Raw genomic sequence first — 15109 nt, 5'->3', positions numbered from 1 at the left:
GGCGGATTTCCTAAAACCTGTCTCGCAACGCGTACCATGAGAGCGCCAGAAAAAGCAGCGGTGCCCGCAGCGATGCACCGCCGGGGAAGGACGGAACCTTCAACCGCGCGAATGGCGCCAGCATATCCTGTCTGCCGAGAACGAGATCGGCATAGAGCTTGCCGCAATAGTTCGACAGCATCACCCCGTGTCCGGAATAACCGCCGATGGAGGTGACCCCTGGCATGACTTCCCGCACGAACACCCGCCTTGGCAGGGTGATGCCGACGGAGCCGCCCCAGGAATGGGTGATCTCGACATTTCCGAGTTCGGGATAGATTTCCGCGATTTGCCGGCGAATATGGCTGGAAATGTCGCGCGGCGTATCGGCCGTATAGGCCTCGCGCCCGCCGAACAGCAGCCGGTTGTCGACCGTCTTGCGGAAATAGCGCACCACGAAACGGGAATCGGCCACGGCTTCCTTGCCGGGAATAATGTCGGGATAAGCGTCAAGCGGTGCGGTCGCGCCGATGAAGGAGCGGATGGGCATGATATGGGCCGCCGTCACCGGTTCCAGATTGCCGATATAGGCATTGGTCGCAATCAGCACCCGCGTTGCGGTCAGCGTGCCGGAGGGCGTTTCGATGATGGTCTTGCCGCCCGCCTGGCGTATGGATTTGGCGGGCGTCATTTCATGGATGCCGGCGCCCGCCTCTTTTGCGGCTTTCGCAAGCCCGACCAGCAGCTTCAGCGGATGGATATGGCCGGTGCCGGTATCGCGTGTGCCGCCGAAATAATGGCTGGAGCCGACACGTCTGCGTGCGTCCGCCCGCTCCATGTAGGAAATATGCGGATAGCCGTAGCGATTGTTCATCGCATCGACGCTTTTGCGGTAATCGTCTTCGTAAGCAGCCTTGTGCGCTACATAGAGCTGCCCCGGCAGATACTCCATGTCGATGCCTTGATCGCGGGCGAAGTTGAGGACGTAGTGCTTGGCATCCTCGGCGATATCGAACAGTACCTTGGACTGCTCGAAGCCGATCTCGTCTTCCATCTCGTCGGGAAACGAGCGCTGCCCGGTGCCAAATTGCCCGCCGTTGCGGCCGGACGCGCCGTCGCCGAAACGATGCGCCTCGATCAAGGCGACGGAGACACCGTTGGCGGCAAGATTAAAGGCGGCCTGAAGCCCGGTATAGCCACCGCCGACGACCGCGACGTCCACTGCTTTCGACCCGTCGAGCGCCGGATATTGCGGCCGCTCCTGGGCGCTTGCCTGATACCAGGAAATCCCCGGCGCTATCGGGCTTTGCCACGTCATGCTTCAGACCTCACACGTTGAGAAGCAGGAATTCCCGCTCCCATGGGCTGATGACCTGCATGAATGTCTCGAATTCCCCGCGCTTCAGGCCCGCATAAAGGCCGACGAATTCATGGCCGAACACCCGCTCGAACTGTTCTTCGCCTTCCAGCAGCGCCACGGCTTCCAGCAGCCCGCGCGGCAGGTCGATGGAGCCTTCATTGGCCGTATCGGCGGTCGGTTCGGTCGGCTCGATATTGTTGACGATGCCGAGCCAGCCGCAGGCAAGCGAAGCGGCGAGCGCGAGATAGGGATTGGCATCCGAACTCGGCAGGCGGTTTTCGACACGCCTTGCCTGCGGGCTGGAAATCGGCACGCGGAAAGCCGTCGTGCGATTGTCGTAACCCCAGGCATTGTTGACCGGGCAAGCCATGTCAGGTGTCAGGCGGCGATAGGAATTCACGTAAGGAGCAAGCATCACCAGCGCGTTCGGAACATAACGCTGCATGCCGCCGACGAAGGCGAAGAACTCCTTGGACGGGCCGCCGTCCTTGTTGGAGAAGATATTGCGGCCGCTGTCGATCTCCACCACCGACTGGTGGATATGCATGGCCGAACCCGGCTGGCCCTGCATGGGCTTGGCCATGAAGGTGGCGTAGATGCCATGCTTCAATGCTGCTTCACGGATCGTGCGCTTGAACAGGAACACCTGGTCGGCAAGTTCGATCGGATCGCCATGGCGCAGGTTGATTTCCAGCTGTGCCGGGCCTTCCTCGTGGATCAGGGTATCAATCTCGAGGCCCTGTTTTTCGGAGAAGTGATAGATATCGTCGATCAGTTCGTCGAACTCGTTTATGCCGGCGATGGAATAGCTCTGCCCACCGACGATGGAGCGTCCGGAGCGGCCCTTAGGCGGATGCAGCGGATAGTCAGGGTCGTCATTCATGGCGACCAGGTAGAATTCGATTTCCGGCGCGACGACCGGCTTCCAGCCTTTTTCCGTGTAAAGCGAAAGCACGTTTTTCAGCACGTTGCGCGGCGTATAGGGAACGAAATTACCCTCGGCATCCACGACATCGCAGATCACCTGCGCGGTCGGGTCGCTTTCCCACGGCACCACGGACAGCGTGGAAAGATCAGGCACAAGCTTCAGGTCGCTGTCGCGCGGCTCATAGCGGAAGTTTGCCGTCTCATCCGGATATTCGCCCGAGATCGTGTGGCGATAGAGGGCGGAGGGCAGGGCAAGCGAGGTGTCGCCCGTAAATTTCGCCGTCGGCATCATCTTGCCACGCGCAACCCCGGCAAGATCGGGTGTTATGCATTCAATATCCTCAATACCGCGCGCCCTCAACCATTGCGAGGCTTCGCGCCAGGAGGAAACGCCACGGGTAGAGGAAAGGTCGAGGGGAGGTTTCTTTGCCATGGTTGCCTGTTTCTTCGGGCGGAGCATGGTTTTCTTCGGGGGCATGTATCACCGGGTCTGTGTTTCGACTGGCGCCATCATAACCGGAGTTTGGCAATTGGCGAGGGGGAAAGCGCCATTGACAACGGGCGACACTTCGAAAAGAGGAAAGGGAGAAGCAAACGGAAAACAACTATGGCAGACAAATGTGACGTGCTGATTTTGGGGGCGGGGGCTGCCGGCATGATGTGCGCCATCCGCGCCGGCCAGCGCGGCCGCTCCGTCATCATCCTCGACCATGCCAAGGCGCCGGGCGAGAAAATCCGCATCTCCGGCGGCGGCCGCTGCAATTTCACCAACATCCATGCCGGGCCGAAGAACTATCTCTCCGCCAACCCGCATTTCGCCAAATCCGCACTTGCCCGTTACACGCCGCGCGATTTCATCGCTCTGGTCGAAAAACATCGTATCGCCTGGCATGAAAAGACGCTTGGGCAGCTGTTCTGCGACGATAGCGCCAAGGACATCATCCGCATGCTGCTTGGCGAAATGCAGGCTGCAAAGGTGAAATTGAGGCTGGAAACCGCTGTTTCTGATGTCGCCCATGATGGCGGCCGGTTTCGCGTGACGACCTTGGGCGGCGTCATCGAGGCGGAAAGCCTTGTGGTCGCAACGGGCGGCAAGTCGATCCCGAAAATGGGTGCGACGGGTTTTGCCTACCAGATCGCCGAGCAGTTCGGCTTGTCGCTCATCGAGACGCGCCCTGGCCTCGTGCCGCTGACGCTTGATCCTGCGGCACTGGAAAGGCTGAGCCCCCTTGCCGGTGTTGCCGTGCCAGCCGAAATTTCCCATGGCAAAACGGCTTTCAACGAGGCACTGCTGTTTACCCATCGGGGCCTGAGCGGCCCCTCAATCCTGCAAATCTCCTCCTATTGGCGGGAGGGCGATACGATCCGCCTGAAACTGGAGCCTGCGCGCGATATCGTCGCCTTGCTAAAGGAAGCGAAACAGAAGAACGGCCGCCAGTCGGCCCATACAGCTCTTGCGGAAATCCTGCCGAAACGGCTGGCGCAGCATGTCGTCGAAAAATCGGGGCTGACCGGCAACCTTGCCGATATGTCAGACAAGGCTCTGGCGACCCTGGCGAATGAGGTGCAGGACTGGCAGATCAAACCCGCCGGTTCCGAGGGGTATCGCACGGCGGAAGTCACGCTTGGCGGCGTGGATACGACCGGCCTCGATTCCCGCAGCATGGCAGCGAAAACCGTGGCCGGCCTCTATTTCATCGGCGAATGTGTTGACGTGACCGGCTGGCTGGGCGGTTATAATTTCCAGTGGGCCTGGGCCTCCGGTCAGGCAGCAGGTGAATTCGCCTGAAACCGCTCGTATTAACACCTTGTTAATGGGCACGGAGTCATCCTGACAGAATGCCAGCAAAGCCGGATCGCGTTGTGGTTCCGCTGTACATGATGTCATGCTGGAGGCTCTTAACAGGGCATGGGTCGGTTGAGTTTTTCGTCAGGAGCCCGCGCATGAACAGATCCGCACATCGCCGCCCTCGCGCCATTGCCATCGCCCGCGCCGAAAGCGAGAGCAGGCAGTTGGCCTTTCGCCTGACTGCAATCGCAGCCGGTGCCGTGGCTGCCCTGATCGCCCTTTTTTATTAAGGTCAGGCTCTTCGCTTTCGCCCTTGCAGCAACCGCGATAAACAGCCGCCACGGCCAGGATGCCTCGGCCATATCGGCATAGAATTTCTCTTCCTGCCGGATGGCTTCCCGCCGCGTGCGCGGAGTCTGGTTTTCGATGATGGCCAATGCTGAATAAAATACGTGCATGTCACTCTCCATGTTGCGGAGGGCCATGATGCACGCCGTTTTTTGATTTATCTGCGCAAGAAAATGCGCTACGTTTTTCATAAATGAAAAACGTCACTTGGGATTCATACCAACTTTTCCTCGATGTGTCACGCAGCGGCGGCCTGACGGGTGCTGCGGCGCTGACGGGTTTGAGCCCTGCGACTATCGGGCGACGCATGGTCGAACTGGAGGAACGTATCGGCAAGGCGCTGTTCCAGCGCAGCCAGACGGGATACGCGCTGACACCGGATGGCCGCGCGCTGTTTGACCGCCTTCAGGCGATGGAAAACGCGGCAAAGGATATCGAGGGATGGCAAAAGGCGTCGTCGGCCTCTTCCGTCGTGCGCATTGCCGTCGGCACCTGGAATGCCTGGCTGCTTGCAGTAAATTTCTCCGCCATCTGCACGGATCGCGACGATTTCCGCATCGATCTTTTCATCGCCGAACAAAGGGCGTCTTTGGCGCACCGTGAAAACGACATCGGCATTCGCGCTTTCGAGCCCGAGGAACGCAACCTCGCTGCCATCAAGACGGGGGAGGTGGCCTATGCGCCCTACAGGTTGCGCAACGCCGCCAGCTCCGTTTCAGACCGGTGGTTGGCGGTGGCGGAAGAAAACGCCATTTCCGCCTACCTGCGCTGGCCGCATGAAAACCGTGGTAATGAGATCGTGGTGACGGTTAGCAGGCCGACGGCACTGCTCGATCTGGCACTGGCCGGAGCAGGGGTTGCCGTGCTGCCGTGTTTCGTGGGCGATGCCGATGCGCGGCTGATGCGTGAGGGTGACGAAATCGAAGCGCTTCGTCACAACCAGTGGATCGTCATGAACAACGACGATCGCCACCGTCGCGATATACGGACGGTGGCGGACCGGATGACGCGTCTCATCAAGCGACATTCCGATTTGTACGCCGGACGAAAAAGCCGTCCGGCATGAGCGGTGTCACGCAGCAGCACTTCCCTGCGCAACGATGACCGGGATCAGAAGATCGCCCCAGTTGCCGCCCCCGCCGTGATGGCGGGCTGAGCGGACGAGTTCAACAGAAACACCGGCCTCAACTGCCTTCATGACGGCCTGATTGAGGCGGTGCAGATCGTTGGCCAGCATGCGGATGGCGACCTGTTGATCCTGCGTCATGGCGGAGGACTGCTCCTCGGCGCGTTCCTTGACGTGGGTCTTGATGGGGTTATGGGCATTCATGGCATTTCTCCTCTCTTTATTGGTTGGGGTTCTTGATGCGATTTGCAAGCCCTTCCCGTTCAAGGGAAGGGCAGTTTTCCAGTTTATTCCGCCGCCGGGCGGAACTGGTCATGCTCGGTGGATTCCTTCATGGCGGTGGTCGAAGACGTGCCGCCCGAGATTGCCAGCGACACGGCGTCGAAGTAGCCGGTGCCGACTTCGCGCTGGTGCTTGGTGGCGGTGTAGCCGTTTACCTCGGCCGCGAATTCCGCTTCCTGAAGCTCGGAATAGGCCGCCATCTGCCGCTCCTTGTAGCCGCGCGCCAGTTCGAACATGCCGTAATTCAGCTGGTGGAAGCCGGCCAGCGTGATGAACTGGAACTTGTAGCCCATTGCCCCGAGTTCGCGCTGGAACTTGGCAATGGTCGCGTCGTCGAGGTGCTTTTTCCAGTTGAACGACGGCGAGCAATTGTAAGCGAGCTTCTTGCCGGGATGCACCTTGTGCACGCCCTCGGCAAACCTGCGCGCCTGCTCGAGATCTGGCTTGGAGGTCTCGCACCAGATCAGATCGCAATAGGGCGCATAGGCCACCGCACGGGCGATGCAGGGTTCAAGACCGTTCTTCACCTGATAGAAGCCCTCGACGGTGCGGCCGGCATCGTAGTCGACGAAGGGCTGGTCGCGCTCGTCAATATCAGAGGTCAAAAGCTTGGCTGCCTCCGCATCGGTGCGGGCGATGACCAGCGTCGGCACGCCCATGACGTCGGCTGCAAGTCGTGCCGCCGTCAGGTTGCGAATATGCGCCGCCGTGGGGATCAGAACCTTGCCGCCGAGATGGCCGCACTTCTTTTCAGATGCCAGCTGGTCTTCATAGTGTACACCGGCTGCACCGGCCTCGATGAATGCCTTCATGATCTCGAAGGCGTTGAGCGGTCCCCCGAAACCTGCTTCCGCATCGGCAACGATAGGCGCGAACCACGTGTCGACCGAAAGGCCCTTGCCCTCTGCCGTCTCGATCTGGTCTGCCCGTTGCAAGGTGCGGTTGATGCGCTTTGCAAGCTCTGGCGCCGCATTGGCGGGGTAGAGCGATTGGTCCGGATACATGGCGGAGGCCGTGTTGGCATCTGCCGCAACCTGCCAGCCGGAAAGATAGATCGCCTTCAGCCCGGCGCGAACCATCTGCATGGCCTGGTTGCCGGAAAGCGCGCCGAGCGCATTGATGAAATTCTCTTCGTTGATCAGCTTCCACAGCCGATTGGCACCCATCTCGGCCAGCGAATGGCGGATTTCAACGGAGCCGCGTAACCGCTCCACGTCGGCGGCGGTATAAGTGCGCTCAATGCCGTCGAAGCGTCCCTGCGGTGCGCCCGGAACAAGTTTGTAAAAATCCGTCATACTTCTCTCTCCCATGACAAATGCAGTTTCAGAAACGTGCTGTCTTCAGCTGTGTGAAGTGCCGTTCGATGTGACTACATTTACATTTTCATGAGTTTGAGCGCCAGAACAAACATAAAAACAGTGACTTGAAAGAGGTTATGCTGTAGTATGCATTACAGGGTGGAGCTGTAAAATTGTAAACTTTGTAAAAGCATTATGCCCGGCGATTTTGTAACAGACTTGTATGAGTCTTTCGATGTGAGGTTGAGGCTGTGTCGGAAAACAAGATTTTTGCTGGCCCGCGCGTACGTCGTATTCGCAACGGTCTGGCGCTGACGCAGACGGCCATGGCCGAGGCGCTGGCGATCTCGCCTTCCTACCTCAATCTCATCGAGCGCAATCAGCGGCCGCTGACCGTGCAGCTGCTCTTGAAGCTCGCTTCAGTCTACAAGGTGGATCTGGACGACCTGCAAGGCGAGAGTGCCGGTTCCGCCGGGCAATTGCGCGAGGTCTTCGCCGATCCGCTCTTGGTGGGCGAGGTGCCGTCGCCGCAGGAGCTGATCGAGGTGGCAGATGCCGCGCCCAATGCGGCAAGTGGCGTCGTCAAGCTGTATAGGGCCTATCGGGAACAGGCGCAGCGCCTTTCCGACCTCTCGGATCTTCTGGCGCGCGAAGGACATGAGACGGCGCTTTCCTCCACCCGACTGCCGATCGACGAGGTGCGGCACGTCTTTGAAAACCGGCCGGCCTATGTCCATTCCATCGATGCGGCGGCAGAAGAACTCCACAAGCAATTGTCGGCGGGCGAAGATCTCGCCGCGGGCCTTCGCGCATGGCTTCAGAAAAACCACGGTATCGTGGTCAGAACTCTGCCGGTCCATGCCATGCCCAATCTGCGGCGGCGTTATGACCGCCATTCCATGCGGCTGTTTTTGTCCGAGCGCCTGTCGCAGCCGGATCAGCTCAGGGAAATGGCGATGGAAACCTGTCTTCTGGCGCTTCGAGAGGAGATTGGCGCTGAGCTGGAGACGCTTGGCCTGAAGGGGGAGGAGGCACGGCGCATCGCCCGCTTCGAGCTGGCGCGTTATGCCGCCCACGCCCTGATGATGCCCTATGGTGCGTTTTTGAGTGCCGCCCAGCGCGCGAAATACGATCTCGATGTCCTGCGATCACGCTTCAATGTGTCGTTCGAGCAGGCCGCCAACAGGCTCGTCAGCCTGCAAAGGCCGACGGCTGCGGCAATCCCGTTCTTTCTGATGGAGACTGACAATGCCGGCAACCGTTTCCGTCTTGCGGGCGCCGGTGGTTTCCCGAGGGCACGGTTTGGCGGCCTCTGTCCGCGTCTTAATATCCACGCAGCTTTTGCCCAGCCGGGGCAGGTGCTGGTGGAGCCGGTGGAGATGCCTGACGGTGACGCCTTCCTGACTGTGTCGCGCACGCTTGAAGGCCCGCAGGCCGGTTTCGGCGAAAGGGTGCGGCGAACGGCCGTGCTTCTGGGCTGCGATCTCGCCCAGGCCGGGGAGACGGTTTATGGAGCTGCCGGCGCAGGTGGGCCGACCATTGCCATTGGTCCCTCGTGCCGGCTGTGTGAAAGGCAGGGCTGTCTGTCGCGGGCGGAGGCCCCGCTGACGAGGCCGCTCGGTCTGGACGAAATGGTGACCGGTCTTAGTGTTTTCGACTTCCAGTAGAGGTTTCGCATCACTTTTTTCCCGGTGGAACACATTCGGTTGAAAATGCTGTGCTGCACATTTCCCGCTTGCTCCCTTTTGTTTTCCTTTCTAGTCTCACTAAAAAAGGGGATCACGCTTCCGTCACGAGGATGCGTTAACAGGAGAAATCATGAAAAACCGTTCGCTCCGTTTCACTTTGGCTCTCACGACGGCGCTCGTTGCTGCAGGCTCAGCAATGGCCCAGGAGAAGGTCGTTCACGTCTTTAACTGGTCGGATTATATCGACGAATCGATCCTTACCGATTTCACCAAGGAAACCGGCATCAAGGTCGTTTACGATGTATTCGACAGCAACGAACTCGTGGAAACGAAGCTTCTGGCCGGCAGCTCCGGCTACGACGTGGTGGTGCCGACAGGCCCCTTCCTTGCCCGCCAGATCAATGCCGGTGTTTTCCAGAAACTCGACAAGTCCAAGTTGCCGAATCTGAAGAACATGTGGCCGGATGTCTCCGAGCGTCTGGCGAAATACGACCCCGGCAACGAGTATGCCGTGAACTACATGTGGGGCACAACAGGCATCGGCTATAACGTCGCCAAGGTGAAGGCGGCTCTCGGTGATGTTCCGGTCGACAGCTGGGATATTCTCTTCAAGCCGGAAAATGCCGAAAAGCTGAAATCCTGTGGCATCAATATTCTCGATGCATCGGACGAGACCTTCGCCATCGCGATGAATTACCTCGGCAAGAACCCGGACAGCAAGGAAACGGCCGATCTGGAAGCGGGCGGTGCCGTCTATTCGAAGATCCGTCCCTTCGTGAAGACCTTCAACTCCTCCGCCTATATCGACGAGCTGGCAAATGGCGACAGCTGCATCACGATCGGCTGGTCGGGTGACATTCTTCAGGCGAAAAAGCGTGCCGAAGAAGCCAAGAACGGCGTCGAGGTGAACTACGTCATCCCGAAGGAAGGCACCTATATGTGGTTCGACAACCTTGCCATCCCGGCGGATGCCAAGAATGTCGAGGAAGCTCACACTTTCATAAACTACCTGATGCGGCCGGAAGTCATCGCCAAGGCGTCTAACTATGTTCAGTATGCGAACGGCAACCTTGCCTCGCAGGCGCTGATGGATCCGTCGGTTGCCAAGAACCCGGCGGTCTACCCCAATGCCGAGACGATGAAGAAGCTCTTCACCATCTCACCCTACGGACCGAAGGAACAGCGTGTCTTGAACCGTGTCTGGACGCAGATAAAGACCGGTAGCTGATAGCTCCGCGCGCTGGTTGAGAAACGGCCGGCGGGCCTGTTTCTCTGATACCTTGCCGGCAGGTCACGCAACCTGCCGGCGCTGCCCGCCTCATGGCATCGGACCGAAAAGTGTGACGCGGTTTTCGGGAAATCCGATGCTCAAATCTACAAAATCAACGGGATTTGAGGGTAGGGTGAATGGCGAAAACTCTGGGGCCGGTCAAACGCAAATTTAGCCCTTGGGACAATCCCGATGCGGTTCCCTTCATCCGTTTTGAAAACGTCACCAAGCGGTTTGGCGATTTCGTCGCCGTCGATAATCTGACGCTCGATATTTACGAACGGGAGTTCTTTTCGCTGCTCGGTCCTTCCGGCTGCGGCAAGACAACGCTGATGCGCATGCTGGCCGGTTTCGAGGAACCGACCAATGGGCGTATTCTCCTCCAGGGCAAGGATATTTCCGGCGTGCCGCCCTACAAGCGCCCGACCAATATGATGTTTCAGTCCTACGCCCTTTTCCCGCATATGTCGGTGGAGAAGAACATTGCCTTTGGTCTGGAGCAGGACGGTCTGCCCAAGGCAGAAGTATCCTCGCGGGTCGAGGAAATGCTGCGGCTCGTCAAGCTCAGCGAGTTTGCCAAGCGCAAGCCGAGCCAGCTTTCGGGCGGCCAGCGGCAGCGCGTGGCGCTTGCCCGCTCGCTTGCCAAGCGGCCGAAGGTGCTTTTGCTGGATGAACCGCTCGGTGCGCTCGACAAGAAGCTGCGCGAGGAAACCCAATTCGAGCTGATGGACATCCAGACCAATCTCGGCCTCACCTTCCTGATCGTCACCCATGACCAGGAAGAGGCAATGACGGTGTCGGACCGGATCGCGGTCATGGACAAGGGCATTGTGGTGCAGGTGGCAACGCCTGCCGAAATCTACGAGGCGCCGAACAGCCGTTACGTGGCGGATTTCATCGGCGACATCAATATTTTCGACGCCAATGTCGTCACTAACGCGTCCGATATCGGCAAGCCGGGACTGGTGACACTCGATTGCGACGGGCTGACAGTTGCAGTGGAGCAGGAATGCGCCGCTGTCACCGGAAGCCGGGTGGCTTTCGCCATCCGCCCGGAAAAGGTCCGCATCTCGCTCGATCAACCCACCGACAGCGCCGTCAATTCCGCTTATGGCGAAGTCTGGGATATCGGCTATCTCGGTGACTTCTCGGTGTTCATCGTCAAGCTTGCCGATGGCCGTGTCATCCGTGCAGCGCAGGCGAATGTCTCGCGTCTCGTGGATCGCCCGATCACCTTCGGCGATATGGTGTGGTTGAACTGGAAACAGGATTCCGGTCTTGTGCTAACGCGCTGAGAGAGGCTTTTATGGCGATCACCACTCCTGAAAACCGGCAAAGTCCCTGGCGATGGCTGGTCGTCGCGGTTCCCTATTTCTGGCTGATGCTGTTTTTTGCAGCGCCCTTTTTCATCATCTTCAAAATATCGCTTTCGGATACGGCGATATCCATGCCGCCCTATACGCCAGTCTTCGAAGGGTTTTCGAAGCTTGGCGCATTCTTCTCGCAGCTGGATTTCGAAAACTACCTGTTTCTGACGGAAGACCCGCTTTACATCGACGCCTATCTCTCGTCGCTGCGCATCGCATTCATCTCCACCTTCCTGCTGTTGCTGATCGGTTATCCCATGGCTCTTGCCATGGCGCGTTCGCCGTCATCCATCCGCCCAACGCTGGTGATGCTGGTCATCCTGCCGTTCTGGACCTCGTTCCTGATCCGCGTTTACGCCTGGATCGGTATTCTGAAGCCCGAAGGTCTGCTGACGGTGCTGTTCCAATGGCTCGGTTTTCTGGGGCCGGACCAGCAGGTCAATATCTTCCGCACCGAGACGGCGATCTTCATCGGAATCGTCTATTCCTATCTGCCGTTCATGGTGCTGCCGCTTTATTCGGCGCTGGAAAAATTCGACAATACGCTTCTGGAAGCGGCGGCCGATCTGGGTTGCCCGCCCTGGAAAGCCTTCTGGAAGATTACCTTCCCGCTGTCGCTTCCGGGCGTGGTGGCCGGGTCGATGATCTGTTTCATCCCGATAACCGGCGAATTCGTCATTCCCGATCTGCTTGGCGGTGCGCAGACGCTGATGATCGGCAAGACGCTCTGGACGGAATTCTTCGGCAACCGCGACTGGCCCCTGGCATCCGCCGTTGCGGTGCTGCTTCTACTGTTGCTGGTGGTGCCCATCGCCATCTTCCAGAACCAGCAGAAGAAAGTCGGGTGAGGCCATGAAACGCGGAAAATTCGACATCACCGTCCTGACCCTCGGTTTTGCCTTTCTCTATATCCCGATCATCATCCTGATCGTTTATTCCTTCAATGCCTCGAAGCTGGTCACCGTCTGGGGCGGATTTTCGCTGCAATGGTACAAGTCCATGTGGTCGAACCAGGGGCTGATGGATGCAGCCTGGGTGACGCTTCGTGTCGGTATTTTGAGCGCCACCATCGGCACCATCCTCGGAACGCTGGCGGCGCTGTCTCTGACGCGCTTTGCGCGCTTTCCGGGACGCGTGCTGTTTTCGGGCATGATCTATGCGCCGCTCGTCATGCCGGAGGTTATTACCGGTCTGTCGCTGCTTTTGCTGTTCGTGGCCGTTGGGGTGGATCGCGGCTTCTGGACGGTGGTCATCGCCCACACCACCTTCACCATGTGTTATGTGGCAATCGTCGTGCAGTCGCGTCTGTTGACCTTTGATCGCAGCCTCGAGGAAGCAGCGCTCGATCTCGGTTGCCCGCCGGTCAAGACCTTCTTCAAAATTACCCTGCCGCTGATCTTCCCGGCCGTCATCGCCGGCTGGATGTTGGCGTTTACGCTGTCGCTCGATGATCTCGTGATCGCAAGTTTCGCCACTGGTCCAGGTGCGACGACGCTGCCGATCAAGATTTATTCGCAGGTTCGTCTTGGCGTCACACCTGAGATCAACGCCATCTGCACGATCCTTATCGGGCTTGTCACAATCGGCGTGATTGTCGCTTCCATCGCCTCCAAACGCACGGAACTCCAGCGGATGAAGGACGAACACGCAGCCGCGCGCAACTGATCGAATATTCCTCTCCGATTTCTACGCGTTACTGTTGAGGCGTCGATAAAATTAGAAACCTGTAATTTAGTTTTTGACTTTTACGGTCTCAAAATAGGAATTATCGTCGGTAATTGATCGATTTTGGTTTTAACCGCTTGTTAATAGGAGTTGGCGGAAAGTAAATCCCAACGCAGGGCTGTCAAACTTTAGATAGCCGGGATTGATAATTTCCATATGGCGAGGTTGTCCCCCTTTCTCTCGTTAAAAAAGCACAACTAATACAGGCGGCCGAGAGGCCGCCTTTCTTTTTGCCGCCATGCGGGTTGCCTTCAGCGGTTTTCCGGATGATCCATCGATTTCGACACGAGAAGCACGGGGATAAGCCCGGCAATGATGATGATGATCGCCGGCACGGCGGCATCCTGCACCCTTGAGCGGGACGCGTCTTCATAGACCAGCGTGGCGAGCGTGTTGAAGCCGAAGGGCCGCAGCAGGATCGTCGCCGGCAGCTCCTTCATGGATTCGATCAGTACCAGAAGAAAGGCTGTCAGCGCCGCAGGCCGCATATTCGGCAACAGCACCTTGAACAGTGTCTGCAACCGGTTGCGCCCAAGCGTTCGCGAGGCCATGTCGATATGCGGCGAGAGCTTCTGGAACCCGGCATCAAGCGTTCCCTCCGCCATGGTCATGAAGCGCACCGAATGGGCGTAGATGATGGCAAAGGCAGTGCCTGACAGCAGCAGGCCGCTCGAAAATCCGAAATGGGAGCGGACAAACCCGTCGACGTGATTGTCGAGACCGGCCAGGGGAATGAGCACGCCGATGGCGAGCACCGTTCCCGGCACGCCATATCCCATGGAGCCAAGTCGCGCGGCCACCTTTGACGTGCGCGAGCGCTCGGTGCGGATGGCATAGGAAAATACGAAAGCCGCAATCAGGGTGACGAAGGCGGCGGAAAGCGAGACCTCGAGACTGTGACCGAGCGCTTTCAGCAGCTTCGGCGCAAACAGCGCATCCAGCCTTTTTGCGGCGTAACCGCCAAGAACGATGACGGGAATGAGGAAACCACTCGCCACAGGAGCGACGCAGAAGAGGCTTGCAGACCAGCGCCGCCAGCCGCGAAGGCTTTTCAACCGGTGGCGTTGCGCCATGGTCGTGGCTTTTGGAGCGGCAAAGCGTTGTTTTTCGCGGGCATTGCGTTCGATGAAGATCAACGCACCAACGATGAGCAGAATGACGGCGGCGATCTGTGTGGCATTGGCAAGATTGCCGCGATTGAGCCAGGTCTCGTAAATCGTGAAAGTCAGCGTCTGGACACCGAGATATTCGACAGCGCCAATATCGTTCAGCGTTTCCATCAGAACCAGCGAAAGACCGATGGCGATCGCCGGCCGCGCCATTGGCAATTGCACGGAAAAGAATACGCCAAGCGGTTTCGCACCAAGCGTGCGCGCAGCTTCGGCCGCAAACCGTCCCTGCATGGAAAAGGCGGCGCGGGCCGAGAGATAGACATAAGGGTAAAGCACCGAACTCAGAACCACCACGGCGCCGCCAAGCGAGCGTACGTCCGGAAACCAGTAGTCGCGGATGCTGTGATAGCCGAAGACGGCGCGAAGGGCGCTTTGTACCGGGCCGGTGAAATCCAGGAACTCGCCGAAAGCATAGGCTGCCAGATACGAGGGAATGGCGAGCGGCAGGACAAGTGCCGCCGACAATACCCGCCGCAAAGGGAATTCGAATGTGGTGACGAGCCAGGCGCAGACAATGCCGAAGAATGCCGTCGTTGCGGCCGTCATCGCCAGCAGCAGGAAGGTTCGAAACCCGGCGCGCGGCAGAACATTGGCTAGAAGGTGTTGCCATCCTTCCGTGCTGCCGGTCAGCGCCAGCCAGAAGACCGCCAGAACAGGCATGGCGGCGATGGCTGCGACGATGACCGCCGTGATGGGCAACAATGAAACGCGTCTTGTTGCCGGAATGGAAACCGTCATGGAAATGCCAGCCTGCTGTCCTGCGAAAGCCTCAACCGGC

The 15109-nt window shown here is 58.8% G+C and carries 13 protein-coding genes; 7 read left to right on the top strand and 6 right to left on the bottom strand.

Annotated features, from left to right (window positions below; all coding sequences use genetic code 11):
• Positions 1 to 10: 10 nt before the first annotated feature.
• Positions 11 to 1297: an NAD(P)/FAD-dependent oxidoreductase gene (locus tag ACQZ6D_RS14855; protein WP_065703838.1), complete on the bottom strand. Its 1287-nt coding sequence runs from the start codon at positions 1295 to 1297 to the stop codon at positions 11 to 13.
• Positions 1298 to 1307: 10 nt separating this feature from the next.
• Positions 1308 to 2744 carry a glutamine synthetase family protein gene (locus ACQZ6D_RS14850; protein WP_013635499.1) on the bottom strand — a complete coding sequence of 479 codons (1437 nt, stop codon included), beginning with the start codon at positions 2742 to 2744 and terminating at the stop codon, positions 1308 to 1310.
• A gap of 129 nt (positions 2745 to 2873) precedes the next feature.
• On the opposite strand from ACQZ6D_RS14850, the gene ACQZ6D_RS14845 reads away from it, so the two are divergent.
• A complete protein-coding gene (locus ACQZ6D_RS14845) occupies positions 2874 to 4055 on the top strand; it encodes an NAD(P)/FAD-dependent oxidoreductase (protein ID WP_448729791.1) in 1182 nt (393 codons plus the stop codon).
• A gap of 110 nt (positions 4056 to 4165) precedes the next feature.
• Here the strand turns inward: ACQZ6D_RS14845 and ACQZ6D_RS14840 are convergent, their stop codons facing one another.
• Positions 4166 to 4513 (bottom strand): hypothetical protein, encoded by a 348-nt coding sequence (locus ACQZ6D_RS14840; RefSeq protein ID WP_003515148.1) that lies wholly within the window; start codon positions 4511 to 4513, stop codon positions 4166 to 4168.
• Between the two features lie 83 nt (positions 4514 to 4596).
• Here ACQZ6D_RS14840 and ACQZ6D_RS14835 point away from each other — a divergent pair, with 83 nt between their 5' ends.
• Positions 4597 to 5469: a LysR family transcriptional regulator gene (locus tag ACQZ6D_RS14835; protein ID WP_112752196.1), complete on the top strand. Its 873-nt coding sequence runs from the start codon at positions 4597 to 4599 to the stop codon at positions 5467 to 5469.
• Between the two features lie 6 nt (positions 5470 to 5475).
• Here ACQZ6D_RS14835 and ACQZ6D_RS14830 read toward each other — a convergent pair whose 3' ends face one another.
• Positions 5476 to 5733 (bottom strand): SMc00767 family acetate metabolism repressor, encoded by a 258-nt coding sequence (locus ACQZ6D_RS14830; protein ID WP_003515151.1) that lies wholly within the window; start codon positions 5731 to 5733, stop codon positions 5476 to 5478.
• An 83-nt stretch (positions 5734 to 5816) separates the two neighbouring features.
• Complete coding sequence (gene aceA / locus ACQZ6D_RS14825) at positions 5817 to 7106, bottom strand: isocitrate lyase (RefSeq protein WP_013635503.1); 1290 nt, start codon at positions 7104 to 7106, stop codon at positions 5817 to 5819.
• A 254-nt stretch (positions 7107 to 7360) separates the two neighbouring features.
• Between aceA and ACQZ6D_RS14820 the strand changes: the two genes are divergently transcribed.
• From ACQZ6D_RS14820 to ACQZ6D_RS14800, 5 genes are all read left to right on the top strand, one after another.
• Positions 7361 to 8776: a helix-turn-helix domain-containing protein gene (locus tag ACQZ6D_RS14820; protein ID WP_003515152.1), complete on the top strand. Its 1416-nt coding sequence runs from the start codon at positions 7361 to 7363 to the stop codon at positions 8774 to 8776.
• Between the two features lie 151 nt (positions 8777 to 8927).
• Positions 8928 to 10025: a polyamine ABC transporter substrate-binding protein gene (locus ACQZ6D_RS14815; protein ID WP_003515154.1), complete on the top strand. Its 1098-nt coding sequence runs from the start codon at positions 8928 to 8930 to the stop codon at positions 10023 to 10025.
• Between the two features lie 179 nt (positions 10026 to 10204).
• The gene (locus tag ACQZ6D_RS14810) at positions 10205 to 11362 is read left to right on the top strand and encodes an ABC transporter ATP-binding protein (protein ID WP_112958865.1); all 1158 of its coding nucleotides are present in this window, start codon (positions 10205 to 10207) and stop codon (positions 11360 to 11362) included.
• 11 nt (positions 11363 to 11373) lie between these two features.
• A complete protein-coding gene (locus ACQZ6D_RS14805; RefSeq protein ID WP_003515156.1) occupies positions 11374 to 12282 on the top strand; it encodes an ABC transporter permease subunit in 909 nt (302 codons plus the stop codon).
• Positions 12283 to 12286: 4 nt separating this feature from the next.
• Positions 12287 to 13099, top strand: coding sequence for an ABC transporter permease (locus ACQZ6D_RS14800; protein ID WP_003515157.1), 813 nt, complete (start codon positions 12287 to 12289; stop codon positions 13097 to 13099).
• Positions 13100 to 13410: 311 nt separating this feature from the next.
• Here ACQZ6D_RS14800 and ACQZ6D_RS14795 read toward each other — a convergent pair whose 3' ends face one another.
• Positions 13411 to 15069, bottom strand: coding sequence for an ABC transporter permease (locus tag ACQZ6D_RS14795; protein ID WP_065703845.1), 1659 nt, complete (start codon positions 15067 to 15069; stop codon positions 13411 to 13413).
• Between the last annotated feature and the right edge of the window lie 40 nt (positions 15070 to 15109).

It is taken from the genome of Agrobacterium sp. 22-3639C2, from assembly GCF_053522105.1.
This window is presented reverse-complemented; position numbering and strand designations above follow the sequence as displayed.

Bases quoted from the DNA above. Each gene is read 5' to 3' on its own strand.
- ACQZ6D_RS14855 (WP_065703838.1), bottom strand. From the start codon at position 1,297: ATGACGTGGCAAAGCCCGATAGCGCCGGGGATTTCCTGGTATCAGGCA.
- ACQZ6D_RS14850 (WP_013635499.1), bottom strand. From the start codon at position 2,744: ATGCCCCCGAAGAAAACCATGCTCCGCCCGAAGAAACAGGCAACCATG.
- ACQZ6D_RS14845 (WP_448729791.1), top strand. From the start codon at position 2,874: ATGGCAGACAAATGTGACGTGCTGATTTTGGGGGCGGGGGCTGCCGGC.
- ACQZ6D_RS14840 (WP_003515148.1), bottom strand. From the start codon at position 4,513: ATGCACGTATTTTATTCAGCATTGGCCATCATCGAAAACCAGACTCCG.
- ACQZ6D_RS14835 (WP_112752196.1), top strand. From the start codon at position 4,597: ATGAAAAACGTCACTTGGGATTCATACCAACTTTTCCTCGATGTGTCA.
- ACQZ6D_RS14830 (WP_003515151.1), bottom strand. From the start codon at position 5,733: ATGAATGCCCATAACCCCATCAAGACCCACGTCAAGGAACGCGCCGAG.
- aceA (WP_013635503.1), bottom strand. From the start codon at position 7,106: ATGACGGATTTTTACAAACTTGTTCCGGGCGCACCGCAGGGACGCTTC.
- ACQZ6D_RS14815 (WP_003515154.1), top strand. From the start codon at position 8,928: ATGAAAAACCGTTCGCTCCGTTTCACTTTGGCTCTCACGACGGCGCTC.
- ACQZ6D_RS14810 (WP_112958865.1), top strand. From the start codon at position 10,205: ATGGCGAAAACTCTGGGGCCGGTCAAACGCAAATTTAGCCCTTGGGAC.
- ACQZ6D_RS14805 (WP_003515156.1), top strand. From the start codon at position 11,374: ATGGCGATCACCACTCCTGAAAACCGGCAAAGTCCCTGGCGATGGCTG.
- ACQZ6D_RS14800 (WP_003515157.1), top strand. From the start codon at position 12,287: ATGAAACGCGGAAAATTCGACATCACCGTCCTGACCCTCGGTTTTGCC.
- ACQZ6D_RS14795 (WP_065703845.1), bottom strand. From the start codon at position 15,069: ATGACGGTTTCCATTCCGGCAACAAGACGCGTTTCATTGTTGCCCATC.